12 protein-coding genes are annotated in these 15,854 nt (G+C 72.0%); 6 read left to right on the forward strand and 6 right to left on the reverse strand.

The features are described 5' to 3' along the window. Positions 1-219 precede the first annotated feature (219 nt). The 6 genes from TNCT6_RS00730 to TNCT6_RS00755 all read right to left on the reverse strand — a co-directional run bounded on the left by TNCT6_RS00730 (position 220) and on the right by TNCT6_RS00755 (position 7,748). Positions 220-1,521 carry an alpha/beta fold hydrolase gene (locus tag TNCT6_RS00730; protein WP_141355550.1) on the reverse strand — a complete coding sequence of 434 codons (1,302 nt, stop codon included), beginning with the start codon at positions 1,519-1,521 and terminating at the stop codon, positions 220-222. Between the two features lie 108 nt (positions 1,522-1,629). Continuing rightward, positions 1,630-2,670, reverse strand: coding sequence for a LacI family DNA-binding transcriptional regulator (locus TNCT6_RS00735; RefSeq protein ID WP_141355552.1), 1,041 nt, complete (start codon positions 2,668-2,670; stop codon positions 1,630-1,632). Between the two features lie 392 nt (positions 2,671-3,062). After that, positions 3,063-4,148: a rhamnose ABC transporter substrate-binding protein gene (gene rhaS / locus TNCT6_RS00740; protein ID WP_141355554.1), complete on the reverse strand. Its 1,086-nt coding sequence runs from the start codon at positions 4,146-4,148 to the stop codon at positions 3,063-3,065. Positions 4,149-4,190: 42 nt separating this feature from the next. After that, positions 4,191-5,204, reverse strand: a complete 1,014-nt coding sequence (locus tag TNCT6_RS00745) for an ABC transporter permease (RefSeq protein ID WP_141355556.1) — start codon at positions 5,202-5,204, stop codon at positions 4,191-4,193. Beyond that, complete coding sequence (locus TNCT6_RS00750; RefSeq protein WP_141355558.1) at positions 5,197-6,237, reverse strand: ABC transporter permease; 1,041 nt, start codon at positions 6,235-6,237, stop codon at positions 5,197-5,199. The genes TNCT6_RS00745 and TNCT6_RS00750 overlap by 8 nt, the downstream gene beginning before the upstream one ends. Further along, the gene (locus TNCT6_RS00755; protein ID WP_141355560.1) at positions 6,234-7,748 is read right to left on the reverse strand and encodes a sugar ABC transporter ATP-binding protein; all 1,515 of its coding nucleotides are present in this window, start codon (positions 7,746-7,748) and stop codon (positions 6,234-6,236) included. Before TNCT6_RS00755 ends, TNCT6_RS00750 begins: the two co-directional genes overlap by 4 nt. Positions 7,749-8,037: 289 nt before the next feature. Here TNCT6_RS00755 and rhaI point away from each other — a divergent pair, with 289 nt between their 5' ends. From rhaI to TNCT6_RS00785, 6 genes are all read left to right on the forward strand, one after another. Then, the gene (rhaI, locus tag TNCT6_RS00760) at positions 8,038-9,198 is read left to right on the forward strand and encodes an L-rhamnose isomerase (protein WP_141355562.1); all 1,161 of its coding nucleotides are present in this window, start codon (positions 8,038-8,040) and stop codon (positions 9,196-9,198) included. 66 nt (positions 9,199-9,264) lie between these two features. Beyond that, entirely contained in the window at positions 9,265-11,304 is a 2,040-nt protein-coding gene (locus TNCT6_RS00765; RefSeq protein ID WP_141355564.1) for a bifunctional aldolase/short-chain dehydrogenase, read from the forward strand. An 8-nt stretch (positions 11,305-11,312) separates the two neighbouring features. Continuing rightward, entirely contained in the window at positions 11,313-12,755 is a 1,443-nt protein-coding gene (locus TNCT6_RS00770) for a rhamnulokinase family protein (protein WP_172633164.1), read from the forward strand. A 155-nt stretch (positions 12,756-12,910) separates the two neighbouring features. After that, the gene (locus TNCT6_RS00775) at positions 12,911-13,666 is read left to right on the forward strand and encodes a (Fe-S)-binding protein (protein ID WP_141355568.1); all 756 of its coding nucleotides are present in this window, start codon (positions 12,911-12,913) and stop codon (positions 13,664-13,666) included. Next, on the forward strand, positions 13,663-15,165 hold the full coding sequence (locus TNCT6_RS00780; protein ID WP_141355570.1) for a lactate utilization protein B: 1,503 nt from the start codon (positions 13,663-13,665) through the stop codon (positions 15,163-15,165). Before TNCT6_RS00775 ends, TNCT6_RS00780 begins: the two co-directional genes overlap by 4 nt. Next, positions 15,162-15,845 (forward strand): LUD domain-containing protein, encoded by a 684-nt coding sequence (locus TNCT6_RS00785; protein WP_141355572.1) that lies wholly within the window; start codon positions 15,162-15,164, stop codon positions 15,843-15,845. The genes TNCT6_RS00780 and TNCT6_RS00785 overlap by 4 nt, the downstream gene beginning before the upstream one ends. Positions 15,846-15,854 lie beyond the last annotated feature (9 nt).

A 15,854-nucleotide genomic window follows, 5' to 3' on the forward strand; every position in this document is an offset into this window, starting at 1 on the left:
ATGCCGGGCTCGCGGGCCCTGGCACCGCTCCCCCAAGCTCTTCGAGCAGGGGGTACCCCCAGCCGCGTTGTCGTCGGTCGGCAGGGCTCCGCCCTGCCGCCCTCCTCCGCCGTGCGACGCACGGCACCAGACCCCGCTCCCTGATCCGGCCTGATCCAAACGGAAGACCCCAGGCCGCTGGGTCGCGGACGCGGACCGGCCGGCGCCGTCGACGTCACGTCACACGTCGCCGCGGACGAGCCCGAGCAGCCGGTCCAGGACGCGGGGTCCGCCGGCCCGGACGCCGTCGTGCTCGAACTCGTCGGTGACCCAGGTGCGCAGGCCGCGGATCGCGCGGGCGGTGCCGAGGGCGTGGGCGGTGTCGACGTACATGTCGTCGTGGTACACGGCCGCGGCGACCGGGACCTCGTTGGCGGCCAGGCGGGCGGGGTCGTACAGGGGCCGCCAGTCGGTGCGGGCGGCGAGCAGGCCGGCGGTCTCGCGCAGCGGGCGCAGCGCCGGGTCGCAGTCGAACATCCAGGGGTGCACGGTCTCGCCGGTGAACAGCACCGGCCCGTCCCCGGCGAGGGCCTTGGCGGCGTCGAACTGCGGGAACTCCGCGCGCACCCGCTCGGCCGACCAGGCGGTGGGACGGGTGTCCTGGCCGTAGATCGCCTCGTGGACGAGGGCGTACAGCGGGTGGCCGGCGTACGACAGCAGGCCCTGCACCTCTTCCTGGAAGGCGTCGGACAGTTCCGGGCCGTTCGGGGTGCGGACGAAGGCGTGCTCGAGGAGGAAGTGCAGGTGGTGGCTGCCGTCGCCGCCGCCGAGCATGATGCCGAGCGACTGGAAGGCCTCGACGGTCAGCCGGTAGCCGTTCGGGAGCACCACGTCGTGGGTGAGCAGGTGGTCGGCGATGCGGCGGGCGCGGTCGACGTCCTGCGGGTAGCGGGCGTAGTGGGCGGCGACCTTGCGTTCGATGCGCGGGTAGGCGGCCCGGTAGACGTCGTCGGCGTGGGCGTCGAGGGAGGGCAGGCCGCCGGTGATCAGGGCGGCGGCCATGCCCTCGGGGTGCGTCGACAGGTAGTTCACGGTGCAGAAGCCGCCGAAGCTCTGCCCGAGGACGGTCCAGGGCGCGCCGCCGGTCACCCCGGGACGGATCGCCTCGCAGTCGCGGACGATCGAGTCGGCGCGGAAGTGCGTGAGGTAGTCGGCCTGTTCGGCCGGGCCGCCGCGCAGCGGCAGGGTCTGGCGGTTGGCGGGCGTGGAGTGGCCGGTGCCGCGCTGGTCGAGGAGCAGGACCCGGTAGTCCTCCAGGGCCCGGCCGAACCAGGCCTGCCGTCCGATGAAACGGTTCGCTCCGAAGCCGGGACCGCCCTGGAGGTAGACCAGCCACGGGAGGTCCCTGCTGGTCTTGTCCCGTGCGACGGCCTCACGTGCGTAGAGCTCGATCGTCTCCCCGGCCGGGTCGTCGTGGTCGAGCGGCACGGTGAAGGCGCGGTCGGTGAGGACGACGCCGGGGTGGCGGTAGCTGACGGTCAAGGGTTCTCCCGGGACGGAGGGTTTACGGCCGCGTCCCAGTTCAGCACATGATCCTCCGCCGCCTGACCACGGGGATCAGGAATTCGTACGGAACGCGCGGTGGACGCGTCACTGGGTGGCCGGTGGGCGCCCGGGCAGGCTGGAGCTGCGTACCACCAGCTCCGGCTGGAGCACCACCCGCCGGTGCTCGTGCACCGCCGGCGGTCCCGGCGCCTCGGTCTCCTCCAGCAGCAACTCCGCCGCCAGGGCGCCCATGGTGACTGCGGGCTGGCGGACCGAAGTGAGCGGCACGGCCGCTGCGGCGGCGAACTCGATGTCGTCGTAGCCGACGATGGCAAGGTCGTCGGGGACACGGACCCCGGCCGCGTACATGGCCTGAAGCACGCCGAGGGCGAGCAGGTCGTTGGCGCAGAAGACGGCCGTGGGCCGGTCGGCGAGGCCGAGGAGGCGGGCGCCCGCGTCCCGTCCGGCGGCCACGTCGAGACGCTCGGTGGGCAACTCGCGCAGCGCCTCGGGGCCGAGACCGGCCTCGGCGAGCGTGTTCAGGGCGCCGGTACGGCGGTCGCGGACCTGGTTCAGGCCGGGCGGGCCGCTGACGTACGCGAGGGAGCGGTGCCCCGCGTCCACCAGGTGCCGTACGGCCAGCGCGCCACCCGCCACGTCGTCCACGGAGACCGAGCACTCGGTGGCGCCCTCGGCGACCCGGTCGACCAGCACGAAGGGGATGCCGTGGCGGCGGAAGGCGGCGATGTTGCGGCCGGTGGCGTCGGCCGGGGTGAGCAGGACGCCGCGCACCCGCTGTTCGGCGAAGAGGGACAGGTACTCGGCCTCCTCCCCGGGACTCTGCGCGCTGTTGCAGACCATCACGCCGAGCCCGGCCGCGCGGGCCGCCCGCTCGGCGCCCCGAGCGACGTCCACGAAGAAGGGGTTGCCCATGTCGAGGACGAGCAGCCCCATGATCCGGCTGCGGCCCGCGCGCAGCTGGCGCGCGGACTCGCTGCGGACGTAGCCGAGCCGGTCGATCGCGGACTGCACCCGGACCCGGGTCTCGGTGGCGACGGTCTCCGGACGGTTGATGACGTTCGAGACCGTGCCCACGGAGACACCGGCGGCGCGTGCGACGTCCTTGATACCCACCGATGGGGCCATCGGGCGGAAACCTCCAGGGATGCGGGGGGCGGCGGGCGAGCCTTCACATTACCGTCATGGCCCCGCGCATCCGCGCGGGTCGGAGGGGGGCCTGATGCGGGTCGCGGGAGGTGGAAGACCTCGCCGAGGGGCTTCGTCTCCTCGTCCGGGCGGGTGCCGCCCGGACGCTAGTGCTGTGACCGGAAGGGTTCACCGGCTCGCGACGGCCGGCACGGCACTCCCCCGGCCTTCGGCCGGGGGTACCCCCACGCCGCGTTGTCGCATCACCCGAGTACATCCAGTACGCGGGTGATGCTCCGCCTTGCGATGCTCCCCCACTGCCTGAAGGGCGTGGGAGGTGTCCCCGGCACCGGACGCCGCGAGCTTCCCGGCAAACCTTCCCGGCCACAGCACTAGAAGTCGAACTGGTCGATGTTCTTCGCGTCGAAGACGGTCGGCTTGCCGAGGTTGATCAGACCGTCCTCGCCGATCGTGTACGACCCCATGGCGCCGGCCTTGAAGGTCTCGCCCTCCTTGCCGGTGATCTGTCCGGAGGAGAGGGCGACCGCGGTGTACGCGGCCAGCTCGCCGAGCTTGGCCGGGTCCCACAGCTCGAAGGCCTCGACGGTGCCGTTCTTGACGTACTTGCGCATGTCGTTGGGGGTGCCGAGGCCCGTCAGCCTGACCTTACCCTTGTACTTGGAGCCGGACAGGTACTGGGCGGCGGCCTTGATGCCGACGGTGGTCGGGGAGATGATCCCCTTCAGGTCCGGGTACTGCTGGAGCAGACCCTGGGTCTGTTGGAAGGACGCCTGCGCGTCGTCGTTGCCGTAGGCGATCTTGACCAGCTTGACGTCCTTGTACTTGGGGTCCGTCAGCTCCTGCTTCATGTAGTCGATCCAGGTGTTCTGGTTCGTCGCCGTCTGCGCGGCGGACAGGATCGCGATCTCGCCCTTGTAGCCGATCTGCTCGGCGAGCAGTTGCACCTCGGTGCGGCCGAGGTCCTCGGCGGACGCCTGTGAGACGAAGGCGTTGCGGCAGTCGGGCTTGGTGTCGGAGTCGTAGGTGACGACCTTGATGCCGTTCTTCATGGCCTGCTTCAGCGCGGTGCACAGGGCGCCCGGGTCCTGCGCGGACACGGCCATCGCGTCGACCTGCTGCTGGGTGAGGGTGTTGACGTAGGAGACCTGGCCGGAGGTGTCCGTGGCGCTGGACGGTCCGACCTCCTTGTACTTCTCGCCCAGTTCCTCCAGGGCCTTCCTGCCGCCGTTGTCGGCGGAGGTGAAGTAGGGGTTGTTGACCTGCTTGGGCAGGAAGCCGACGGTCAGGCCCTTCTTGGTCGGGGCGTTCGGGTCGGCCTTGCCGGCCGAGGAGGCGGCCGCGCCGCCGTCCTTGCCCACGTCGTTCTTGGTGGTGCCGCCGCAGGCGGTGGCGGCCAGGGCGAGGGAGGTCGCGGCGGCGAGGGCCGCGCAGGTGCGGCGGATCGTCGGCTTGCGCATGGTGAACGTCCTTTACGAGGGTGGCGAGGTGGGCGGAGCGGTTTACGAAGTCGGTGTGGACGCCTGCGACTCGGGCGCCGGGGAGGCTCGGCGCCGGTCCCTGGCGACGGAGACCTGGCGTGCGACCCGCGGGCCGAGGACGGAGACGACGAGCAGCGCGCCGGTGACGACGATCTGCGACTGGGCGGAGACGTTCAGCAGGCTCATCACGTTCCGCGACGCGCCCAGCAGGAAGACACCGGCGACGGCGCCGCCGAGTGTGCCCTTCCCGCCGTCGAAGTCGATGCCGCCGAGCAACACCGCGGCGACGACGGAGAGTTCCAGCCCGGTGGCGTTGTCGTAGCGGGCGCTGGCGTAGTGCAGGGCCCAGAAGACGCCGGTCAGGGCGGACATGAAGCCGGTGGCGACGAACAGGATGAGCTTGTCGCGCTTGACCCGGACGCCGGCGAACCGGGCCGCCTCCTCGCTGGCGCCGATCGCGAACAGCGATCGTCCGAAGGGGGTGGCGTGCAGGGTGACCACGGCGATCGCCAGCAGGAGCAGGAACGGCAGGAACGCCTGCGGCAGGAAGGTGTTCCCGACCCGTCCGGCAGCGAAGTCCAGGTACGGGGTGGGGAAGTCGGTCACCGCGTCGGAACCGAGCACGATCTGCGCGATGCCCCGGTAGGCGGCGAGGGTGCCGATGGTCACCGCGAGGGACGGCAGTCCGAGCCTGGTCACCAGCAGGCCGTTGACCAGGCCGCACACCGCGCCGAGCAGCAGGCACAGCGGGATGATCGTCTCGATCGCCATGCCCCGGTTCCACAGGGCGCCCATCACCGCGCCGGACAGACCTGCGGTGGAGGCCACCGACAGGTCGATCTCACCGGAGACCACGAGGAGGGTCATCGGCAGGGCGATCAGCGCGATCGGCAGCGTGTTGCCGATCAGGAACGACAGGTTGAGGGCGTTGCCGAAGCCGTCGACGAAGCCGAAGGAGAACAGCAGGACCACGACGAGCAGGGCACCGACGACGGTGTCCCAGCGCACGGCACGCGAGAGGTCGAAGTCAGCCATGGCGGGCGTTCCTCTTCTTCAGGGCCGACGCCACGCGCAGCGCGACGACGCGGTCGACCGCGATGGCGAGCAGGAGCAGCAGACCGTTGATCGCCAGCACCCAGACGGAGCTGACGCCGAGGGCGGGCAGCACACTGTTGACGGAGGTCAGCAGCAGGGCGCCGAGGGCCGCGCCGTACACGCTGCCGGAGCCGCCGGTGAAGACCACGCCGCCGACCACGACCGCGCTGACGACGGTGAGTTCGTATCCACTGCCGGTGCCGGAGTCGACGTTGCCGAACCGGGCCAGGTACATCGCCCCGGCCAGACCGGCGAGGCCGCCGCAGAAGGTGTAGGCGGCCAGGACGCGCTTGCGCACCGGGATGCCGGCGAGCCGGGCGGCCTCCGGGTTGGAGCCGAGCGCGTACAGCTCGCGGCCGCTGCCGTAGTGCTTGAGGTAGTACGCCGTCGCCACCAGGACGGCGAGGGCGATCAGCGCCGGGTACGGCACCGTCCCGATCCCGCCGGAGCCGAAGTCGACGAACCCGCCGGGCAGGTCGGCCGCGGTGATCTGGCGGGAGCCGACCCAGACGGAGTCGACGCCGCGGATGATGTAGAGCGTGCCGAGGGTGACGACGAGCGCGGGCACCTGGCCGAGGCTGACGAGGAGCCCGTTCAGCAGGCCGAAGCCGGTACCGAGGAGCACCGCCAGGATCACCGCCACCACGGGGTTGCCGCCGCCCTGCAGCCAGGTACCGGCGGCGAAGGCGCTGATGCCGAGCGTGGAGCCGACCGACAGGTCGACGTTGCGGGTGATGACGACCAGGGACTGGCCGGTCGCGACCAGCACCAGGATGGTCGCGTTCAGCAGCAGGTCCTTGACGCCCTGCTCGGACAGGAATGCGCTGTTGCCCGCCTGGGCGACGGCGATCAGCGCCAGGAGGACGACCAGGATGGCGAGTTCACGCATCGTGAACACGCGGTCGACCAGCCGGGTGCCACTGGATCGGTGCGCCTCGGCGGCGGAGGCGGGCTTGGGGGCGGTCGCGGTCACGCGGCCCTCCCCGTGGCTGCGGCCATCACGGTTTCCTCGGTGGCGTCGGAGCGGGGGATCTCGGCGGTCAGCCGGCCCTCGTGCATCACGAGCACCCGGTCGGCCATGCCGAGGATCTCGGGCAGGTCGGAGGAGATCATCAGGACGGCGACCCCGTCGGCGGCCAGTTGACCGAGCAGCCGGTGCACCTCGGCCTTGGTGCCGACGTCGATGCCGCGGGTCGGCTCGTCGACGATGAGCACCTTGGGACCGGTGGCGAGCCACTTGGCGAGAACGACCTTCTGCTGGTTGCCGCCGGAGAGCGTGGAGACGGTGTCGGCGATCCGGGCGTACTTGACCCGGAGCCTGACAGCCCAGTCCAGGGAGCGGCTGCGTTCCGCGCCGCGGTCCATCAGGCCGGCCCTCACCGTCGTGCGGAGTCCGGTGAGGCCGATGTTGCGCTCGATGGACATGTTCATCACCAAGCCCTGGGCGCGCCGGTCCTCGGGGACCAGTGCGAGCCCGGCGGCCATCGCGGTGGACGGGGCGCCGTTGGTGAGCCGGCGTCCGTCGACCTCGACCTCGCCGGCGTCCCAGCGGTCGATGCCGAAGACGGCGCGGGCTACCTCCGTGCGCCCGGCGCCGACCAGTCCGGCGAGGCCCACGATCTCGCCGCGCCGCACGTCGAAGGAGACATCGGTGAAGACGCCCTCTCGGGTCAGCCGGCGCACGCTGAGCGCGACTTCGCCCGGTGCCACGTCCTGCTTGGGGTAGAGCGCGTCGAGGTCGCGGCCGACCATGCGCCGCACGAGGTCGTCCTCGGTCATGCCGTCCAGCGGCTCGCCGGCGATCCGGGCGCCGTCGCGCAGGATCGTCACCCGCCGGCAGATCTCGAAGATCTCCTCCAGACGGTGCGAGACGAACAGCACCGCGGCGCCCTGGTCGCGCAGGGCGCGCACGACGTCGAAGAGGCGGGCGACCTCACTGCCGGTCAGCGCCGCGGTCGGCTCGTCCATGATCAGGACGCGGGCGTCGAAGGAGAGCGCCTTGGCGATCTCGACGATCTGCTGGTCGGCGATGGACAGTCCGCGTGCGGGACGGTCGGGATCGAGGTCGACGCCGAGGCGTCCCATCAGAGCGCGGGTGGCCTCGTGGGTGGCCGTGTGGTCGATACGGCCCAGGGCCCGCCGGGGCCTGCGGCCCATGAAGATGTTCTCGGCGATCGACAGGTCGGGGAAGAGCGTCGGTTCCTGGTGGATGACGGCGATGCCGGCGTCGCGGGCGTCGCCCGGGCCGTGGAGGACGACGGGCTCGCCGTCGAGCAGCACCTGGCCGGCGTCGGGCCGGTGCACCCCGGCCAGGGTCTTGATGAGGGTCGACTTGCCCGCGCCGTTCTCCCCGGCGAGGGCGTGCACCTCTCCCGGAAGCAGCTCCAGGGACACGTTCCTGAGGGCACGCACCGCACCGAAGGACTTCGAGATGTCCCTGAGCGCCAGCACCGGGGCCGGACCCGTGTCGGACGGGTGAGTCATGGGGGCTCCTCGACGACGCCGGCAGAAGGTCCGCCCCACGTCGTGAAAGGTTTCAACTTGGTTGCCGGGACGTTAGGCAAGGAGCCGACGGCACGTCAATGGGTGCGGATCGAAAACATCACGGGATCGAAGATTCACAGGAATTACGGGAGGCTGCCCGCACCGGAAGGGTTGACACCCCCGTCGACGGCTCATAGCTTCCACTCCTGAATCGTTTCACGAGAGGCTGTTCAGATACCCGCCAAGGCCTGTCAGCAGACTTTCGACCCGACGTCACAGGAGCCCTGCAGTGACCGAGCTCGCCGCGGTGAAGGCCGCCCTCAAGACCCAGGCCGTCGAGACGCCGTCGTGGGCGTACGGGAACTCGGGGACCCGCTTCAAGGTGTTCGCGCAGGCGGGCGTGCCGCGAACGCCCTGGGAGAAGGTGGACGACGCGGCCCAGGTGCACGCCGTCACCGGCGTCGCGCCGGCCGTCGCGCTGCACATCCCGTGGGACAGGGTCGACGACTACGCGGCGCTCGCCCGGCACGCCGAGGACCGCGGCCTGACGCTGGGCGCGATCAACTCCAACACCTTCCAGGACGACGACTACAAGCTCGGCAGCGTCTGCCATCCGGACGCGGCGGTGCGGCGCAAGGCGGTCGACCACCTGCTGGAGTGCGTCGACATCATGGACGCCACCGGATCCGGCGATCTGAAGCTCTGGTTCGCCGACGGCACGAACTACCCCGGCCAGGACGACGTGCGGGGACGGCAGGACCGGCTGGCCCAGGGGCTGGCCGAGGTGTACGAGCGGCTCGGCGAGGGGCAGCGGATGCTGCTGGAGTACAAGCTCTTCGAGCCGGCCTTCTACACCACGGACGTCCCGGACTGGGGAACGGCGTACGCACACTGCCTGAAGCTGGGACCGAAGGCGCGGGTCGTGGTGGACACCGGGCACCACGCCCCGGGCACGAACATCGAGTTCATCGTCGCCACCCTGCTGCGGGAGGAGAGGCTCGGCGGGTTCGACTTCAACTCCCGGTTCTACGCCGACGACGACCTGATGGCGGGCGCGGCCGATCCCTTCCAGCTGTTCCGGATCATGTACGAGGTGGTGCGCGGGGGCGGGTTCACGCCCGAGGTCGCGTTCATGCTCGACCAGTGCCACAACGTCGAGGCGAAGATCCCGGCGATCATCCGGTCCGTGATGAACGTCCAGGAGGCGACGGCCAAGGCGTTGCTGGTGGACCGGAACGCGTTGTCCGTCGCACAGGACTCCGGGGATGTGCTCGAGGCCAACGCCGTGTTGATGGACGCGTACAACACGGACGTGCGGCCGTTGCTGCGTGAGGTGCGGGAGGAGATGGGACTGGACCCCGAGCCTCTTGCGGCGTATCGCCGGTCGGGGTGGGCGGAGAAGATCGTCGCCGATCGGGTGGGGGGCCGACCGGCCGGGTGGGGGGCGTAGTTCCGGGAATCGTCCGCCGAGTACGCCCTCTTGTCCTGTACTCCCCTCTCCTGAAGGGAACCCCGTATGTCACTTCACCCCGAAGCCTCCACCCTTCTCGCCCGGTCCCATCGGCTCGGCGCCGATCCCCGTAACACCAACTACGCGGGCGGCAACGCGTCCGCGAAGGGCACCGGCACCGATCCCGTCACCGGCGCTGACGTGGAGCTGATGTGGGTGAAGGGGTCCGGGGGCGACCTCGGGACACTCACCGAGGCCGGGCTCGCCGTGCTGCGGCTGGACCGGCTGCGGGCGCTGAAGGACGTCTACCCGGGCGTCGAGCGCGAGGACGAGATGGTCGCCGCGTTCGACTACTGCCTGCACGGCAGGGGAGGGGCGGCTCCCTCCATCGACACCGCCATGCACGGGCTGGTCGGCGCCCCGCACGTGGACCATCTGCACCCCGACTCCGGTATCGCCCTCGCCTGTGCCGCCGACGGGGAGAAGCTGACCGCCGAGTGCTTCGGGGACCGTGTGGTGTGGGTGCCGTGGCGGCGGCCCGGGTTCCAGCTGGGGCTGGACATCGCGGCGGTCAGGGAGGCCAATCCGCGGGCGATCGGCTGTGTGCTCGGCGGGCACGGGATCACCGCGTGGGGCGCGGACTCCGAGGAGTGCGAGCGCAACTCGCTGCACATCATCCGCACCGCCGGGGACTTCCTCGCCGAACGCGGGAAGCCCGAGCCGTTCGGGGCGGTGGTCGCGGGGTACGAGGCGCTGCCCGAGGACGAGCGGAAGGAGCGGGCCGCCGCCCTGGCGCCCCACGTACGTGCGATCGCCTCGCGGGACAGGGCCCAGGTCGGGCACTTCAGCGATGCGTACGACGTGCTCGACTTCCTCTCCCGTGCCCGGCATCCGCGGCTCGCCGCGCTCGGCACCTCCTGTCCCGACCACTTCCTGCGGACCAAGATCCGGCCGCTCGTGCTCGACCTGCCGCCGACGGCTCCGCCCGCGCAGGCGATCGCCCGGCTGAAGGAGCTGCATGCCGAGTACCGCGAGGAGTACACCGCCTACTACCGGAGGCATGCCCTGCCCGACTCCCCCGCGATGCGCGGCGCGGACCCGGCCATCGTGCTCGTGCCGGGCGTCGGCATGTTCTCCTTCGGCAAGGACAAGCAGACGGCCCGAGTGGCCGGCGAGTTCTACGTCAACGCCGTCAACGTCATGCGGGGCGCGGAGGCCGTGTCGGCGTACACGCCGATCGAGGAGTCGGAGAAGTTCCGTATCGAGTACTGGGCGCTGGAGGAGGCCAAACTCCGGCGGATGCCCGCGCCGAAGCCCCTCGCGACACGCGTCGCACTCGTCACCGGCGCGGGCAGCGGCATCGGCAGGGCGATCGCGCGGCGGCTCGTCGACGAAGGCGCGTGCGTCGTGGTCGCCGATCTGAACGCTCGCAACGCCGCCGCCGTCGCCGAGGAGCTGGGCGGGCCCGACAAGGCGGTCGCCGTGACGGTGGACGTGACGGACGAGGAGCAGATCGCGGGTGCCTTCGAGGCGGCGCTCCGCGCCTTCGGCGGGGTGGACCTGGTCGTCAACAACGCCGGCATCTCGGTCTCCAAGCCGTTGCTGGAGACCTCGGCCGAGGACTGGGACCTCCAGCACGACATCATGGCGCGCGGGTCGTTCCTGGTCTCGCGGGAAGCGGCGCGGGTGATGATCGCGCAGGGACTGGGCGGTGACATCGTCTACATCGCTTCCAAGAACGCCGTGTTCGCCGGGCCCAAGAACATCGCCTACGCGGCCACCAAGGCCGACCAGGCACATCAAGTGCGGCTACTGGCGGCCGAGTTGGGTGAACACGGGATCCGGGTCAACGGGGTCAACCCGGACGGGGTCGTCCGCGGCTCCGGGATCTTCGCGGGTGGCTGGGGCGCACAGCGGGCCGCCGTGTACGGAGTGCCGGAGGAGAAGCTCGGCGAGTTCTACGCCCAGCGGACGCTGCTGAAGCGGGAGGTGCTGCCCGAGCACGTCGCGAACGCCGTCTTCGCGCTGACCGGCGGGGAGCTGACCCACACCACGGGGCTGCACGTCCCGGTCGACGCCGGCGTCGCGGCCGCCTTCCTGCGATGAGCCCGGACGTGAAGGCGTACGCCGCCGTCGACCTCGGCGCGTCCAGTGGCCGGGTCATGGTCGGCCGGGTCGGCCGCGACCGGTTGGAGCTGACCGAGGCGCACCGCTTCCCCAATCGGCCGGTGCGGCTTCCCGAGGGTCTGCGCTGGGACGTGCTCAGCCTGTACGCCGGGGTGCTGGACGGGCTGCGGGCGGCGGGCCGGGTGGACTCCATCGGCATCGACGGCTGGGCCGTGGACTACGGCCTGCTCGACGCGGACGGCGCCCTGCTCGGCAATCCCGTCCATTACCGCGACACGCGCACCGAGGGCGTGGCGCGGAAGGTCCGGGCGACGATGCCGGCCGCCGAGCTGTACGCGGCGACCGGCATCCAGTACGCGCCCTTCAACACCCTGTACCAGCTGGCGGCGGCCCGCTCCTCTCCCCAACTCGCCACCGCGCGACGTCTGCTGCTGCTCCCCGACCTGCTGACGTACTGGCTCACGGGCGAGCAGGGCACCGAACTCACCAACGCCTCGACCACCCAGCTCGTCGACCCGCGCACGCACGACTGGTCGTACGAGGTCGCGGCCCGGCTGGGCATCGACCTGGACCTGTTCGCGCCGCTGCGCCGGCCCGGGGATCCGGCGGGCGTGCTGCGGCCCGAGGTGCTGCGGGAGACCGGGCTGAGCGGGCCCGTGCCGGTGACGACCGTCGCCTCGCACGACACGGCGTCCGCGGTGGCCGCCGTGCCCGCCGGCGGGGAACGCTTCGCGTACATCTGCACGGGCACCTGGTCGCTGGCCGGTCTGGAGCTGGACGCGCCGGTGCTCACCGAGGACAGCCGCGCCGCCAACTTCACCAACGAGCTCGGGCTCGACGGCACGGTCCGCTATTTGCGCAACATCATGGGGCTGTGGCTGCTCCAGGAGTGCGTACGGGCCTGGGGCGACCCGGATCTGGGCGAGCTGCTGCGGGAGGCTGCCGAGGTGCCCGCGCTCCGGTCGGTCGTGGACGCGGGCGACGCCGCCTTCCTCGCGCCGGGCCGGATGCCGGAGCGGATCGCGGCGGCCTGCCGGGCCTCCGGTCAGCCGGTGCCCGGCTCCCCCGCCGAGATCGCCCGCTGCGTCCTCGACTCCCTCGCCCTCGCCCACCGCCGGGCGGTCGCCGAGGCGCGGCGGCTGGCCGACCGGCCCGTCGACGTCGTGCACATCGTGGGCGGGGGCGCCCGCAACGCCCTGCTGTGCCGGCTGACCGCCGACGCGTGCGGGCTGCCCGTGGTCGCCGGGCCGGCCGAGGCGGCGGCCCTCGGCAACGTCCTGGTGCAGGCCCGGACGCACGGGCTCGTCGGCGACCGGGCCGGGATGCGGACCCTGCTCGCCCGGACACAGCCGCTCGTGCGGTACGAGCCGGGCGGCGACGCGGCGGCCTGGCGCGCGGCCGAGGCCCGGCTCGCCGCCGTCACGCCGTGAGCCGCCGCTCCGCCGGGCCGGGAGCCCGCGGTCCTCGCCACGCCGGAAACGGAGTCTCCCGTCGGGCCCCTCGCCCGACTACGCCCCCCACTACGCTGAACGCGTGTGGGAGGTGCCCCCCTCACTCGTCCGCCGACCGACCACGAGGAGCCGCGATGCGTGTCGCTCTGTTCCTGACCTGCGTCAACGACACGCTCTATCCGGACACCGGGCGCGCGGTGGTGAAACTCCTGACCAGACTGGGCGTGGAGGTGGACTTCCCCATGGCCCAGACTTGCTGCGGACAGGCGCACTACAACACCGGGTACCGGCATGAGGCCGAGCCGCTGGCCCGGCGTTTCGCCGATGTCTTCCGGGACTACGAGGCGGTCGTGACCCCGTCCGGTTCCTGCGGTGCGATGGTGCGGGAGCTGTATCCGCGCATGGGCGCGCGGGCACGGGCGGAGGAGCGCGGGGGCGGGCTCGCGGCCACCCTGGCCCCGGTGGTGCCCAGGACGTACGAACTGACGGAGTTCCTGGTGGACGTGCTCGGGGTGACGGACGTGGGCGCGTACTACCCGCACACGGTGACCTATCACCCGACCTGCCACGGGCTGCGCAGCCTGGGCCTGGGCGACCGTCCGCTGCGGCTGCTGCGCGCGGTGAAGGGGCTGGAACTGCTGGAGCTGCCGGGGGCCGAGGAGTGCTGCGGTTTCGGCGGCACCTTCGCGGTGAAGAACCCCGACGTCTCGGCGGCGATGGGCGCCGACAAGGTGCGCAACGCCGAGTCGACGGGCGCGGAGGTGCTGTGCGCGGGCGACAACTCGTGCCTGATGCACATCGGCGGCACGATGGCCCGCCTCGGGACAGGCATGCGGCCGGTGCACATCGCGGAGATCCTGGCCGGCACGGAGGAGGAGGCCGCGGCATGAGCGCGACGTTCGTGGGAATGCCCGGCTCCCCGGCGTTCCCCGCCTTCCCCCGGGCCGCGCACGACGCCGTGCGCGACACCACCCTGCGCGGCAATCTACGCCACGCCACCCACACCATCCGCGCCAAGCGGGCCGCGGCCGTGGCGGAGATGCCGGACTGGGCGGCGCTGCGTGCGGCGGGACGGCAGATCAAGGACCACACCCTGCGTCATCTGGACTGGTATCTGGTGCGGGTGGAGGAGGCGGTCACCGCCGCGGGCGGCACCGTCCACTGGGCCGCCGACGCCGACGAGGCCAACCGGATCGTGGCCGGACTGGTCAAGGCCACGGGCGAGAGCGAGGTCGTCAAGGTCAAGTCGATGGCCACCCAGGAGATCGGCCTCAACGAGGCCCTCGAGGCCGCGGGCATCCGGGCCTACGAGACCGATCTCGCCGAGCTGATCGTGCAGTTGGGCCACGACCGGCCCTCGCACATCCTCGTGCCCGCGATCCACCGCAACCGCGGCGAGATCCGGGACATCTTCCGCTCCGAGATGAGCCGGTGGGGCCGCCCGGCCCCCGAGGGCCTCACCGACGCGCCCGCCGAACTCGCCGAGGCCGCGCGGCTGCACCTGCGGGAGAAGTTCCTGCGCGCCAAGGTCGGCATCTCCGGAGCCAACTTCGTCGTCGCCGAGACGGGCACGCTGGTGGTGGTGGAGTCCGAGGGGAACGGGCGGATGTGCCTGACCCTGCCCGAGACGCTGATCTCGGTCGTCGGCATCGAGAAGATCGTGCCCACCTGGCGCGACCTGGAAGTCTTCCTCCAGACGCTCCCCCGATCCTCGACGGCCGAGCGGATGAACCCGTACACGTCCATGTGGACCGGCACCACCGACGGCGACGGGCCCGAGACGTTCCACCTGGTGCTGCTGGACAACGGCCGCACCGACACCCTCGCCGACGAGGTCGGCCGCCAGGCCCTGCGCTGCATCCGCTGCTCGGCCTGCCTGAACGTCTGCCCGGTCTACGAGCGGGCCGGCGGACACGCCTACGGCTCGGTCTACCCCGGCCCGATCGGCGCCATCCTCAGCCCCCAACTGCGCGGCACGGCAAGCGAGATCGACGCCTCCCTGCCGTACGCGTCCTCACTGTGCGGCGCCTGCTACGAGGTGTGCCCGGTGGCCATCGACATCCCCGAGGTGCTGGTCCACCTGCGCGAACGTGTCGTCGAGGGGGGCCCGGCCACGCGCGCGGGCAACAAGGTGCTCCTCAAACCGGCCAAGGGGCACGCCGCCGAGCGCGCGGCCATGCGCGCGGCCCGCTGGGCCCTGACCCGCCCCGGCGCGCTGCGCGGCGGCCAGCGGCTCGCCTCCCGCACCCGCCGCTTCCACCCCCGCACCCTGCCCGGCCCCGGCCGGGCCTGGACCGGCACCCGCGATCTGCCGCCGGTGCCGGCGGAGCCGTTCCGCGACTGGTGGCAGCGCACGCACGGCGGACCCGGCGGAAAGGACGCGAAGTGAGCAGCAGGGACCGGATCCTGGGCCGGGTACGGCGCGCCCTGGTGGACGTACCGCCGGACGACGCTCCCCCACCAGTGCCCGAACGGCCCGGGAGGCACCCCCGGTACGAGCGGGAGGTCTCCCGCGACTATCTGCGGCAGCACGGCGACCGGAACACCGAGGAGACGGTGGACCTGCTCGCCGAGAACCTGGCCGACTACCGGGCGATCGTGCACCGCTGCGACGCGGAGGAGCTGCCCCGGCTGATCGCCCACCTGCTCGGCGAACGGGGCTCGAACACCGTCCTGGTGCCGCCCGCACTGGAGCAGGGCTGGCTGACCGCCATCGAGGTCACCCTGGTCGCGGACCGGCCGGACAGCACCCCGCACGAACTCGACCGGGTCGACAGCGTCGTCACCGGCTGCGCTGTCGCCGTCGCCGAGACCGGCACCCTCGTCCTGGACGGTTCCCCCGATCAGGGCCGGCGCCGGATCACGCTCGTCCCCGACCACCACATCTGTGTGGTGCGCGTCCCGGGCCAGGTCGTCTCCTCCGTGCCGCAGGCACTGGAGCGCCTCGACCCGACCCGGCCGCTGACCTGGATCTCCGGCCCCTCCGCCACCAGTGACATCGAACTGGACCGGGTGGAGGGCGTGCACGGGCCGCGCACCCTGGAGGTGGTGCTGGTGAGCGGTGAGTGACGTCGTCCG

It is taken from the genome of Streptomyces sp. 6-11-2, assembly GCF_006540305.1.
Lineage (GTDB): Bacteria > Actinomycetota > Actinomycetes > Streptomycetales > Streptomycetaceae > Streptomyces.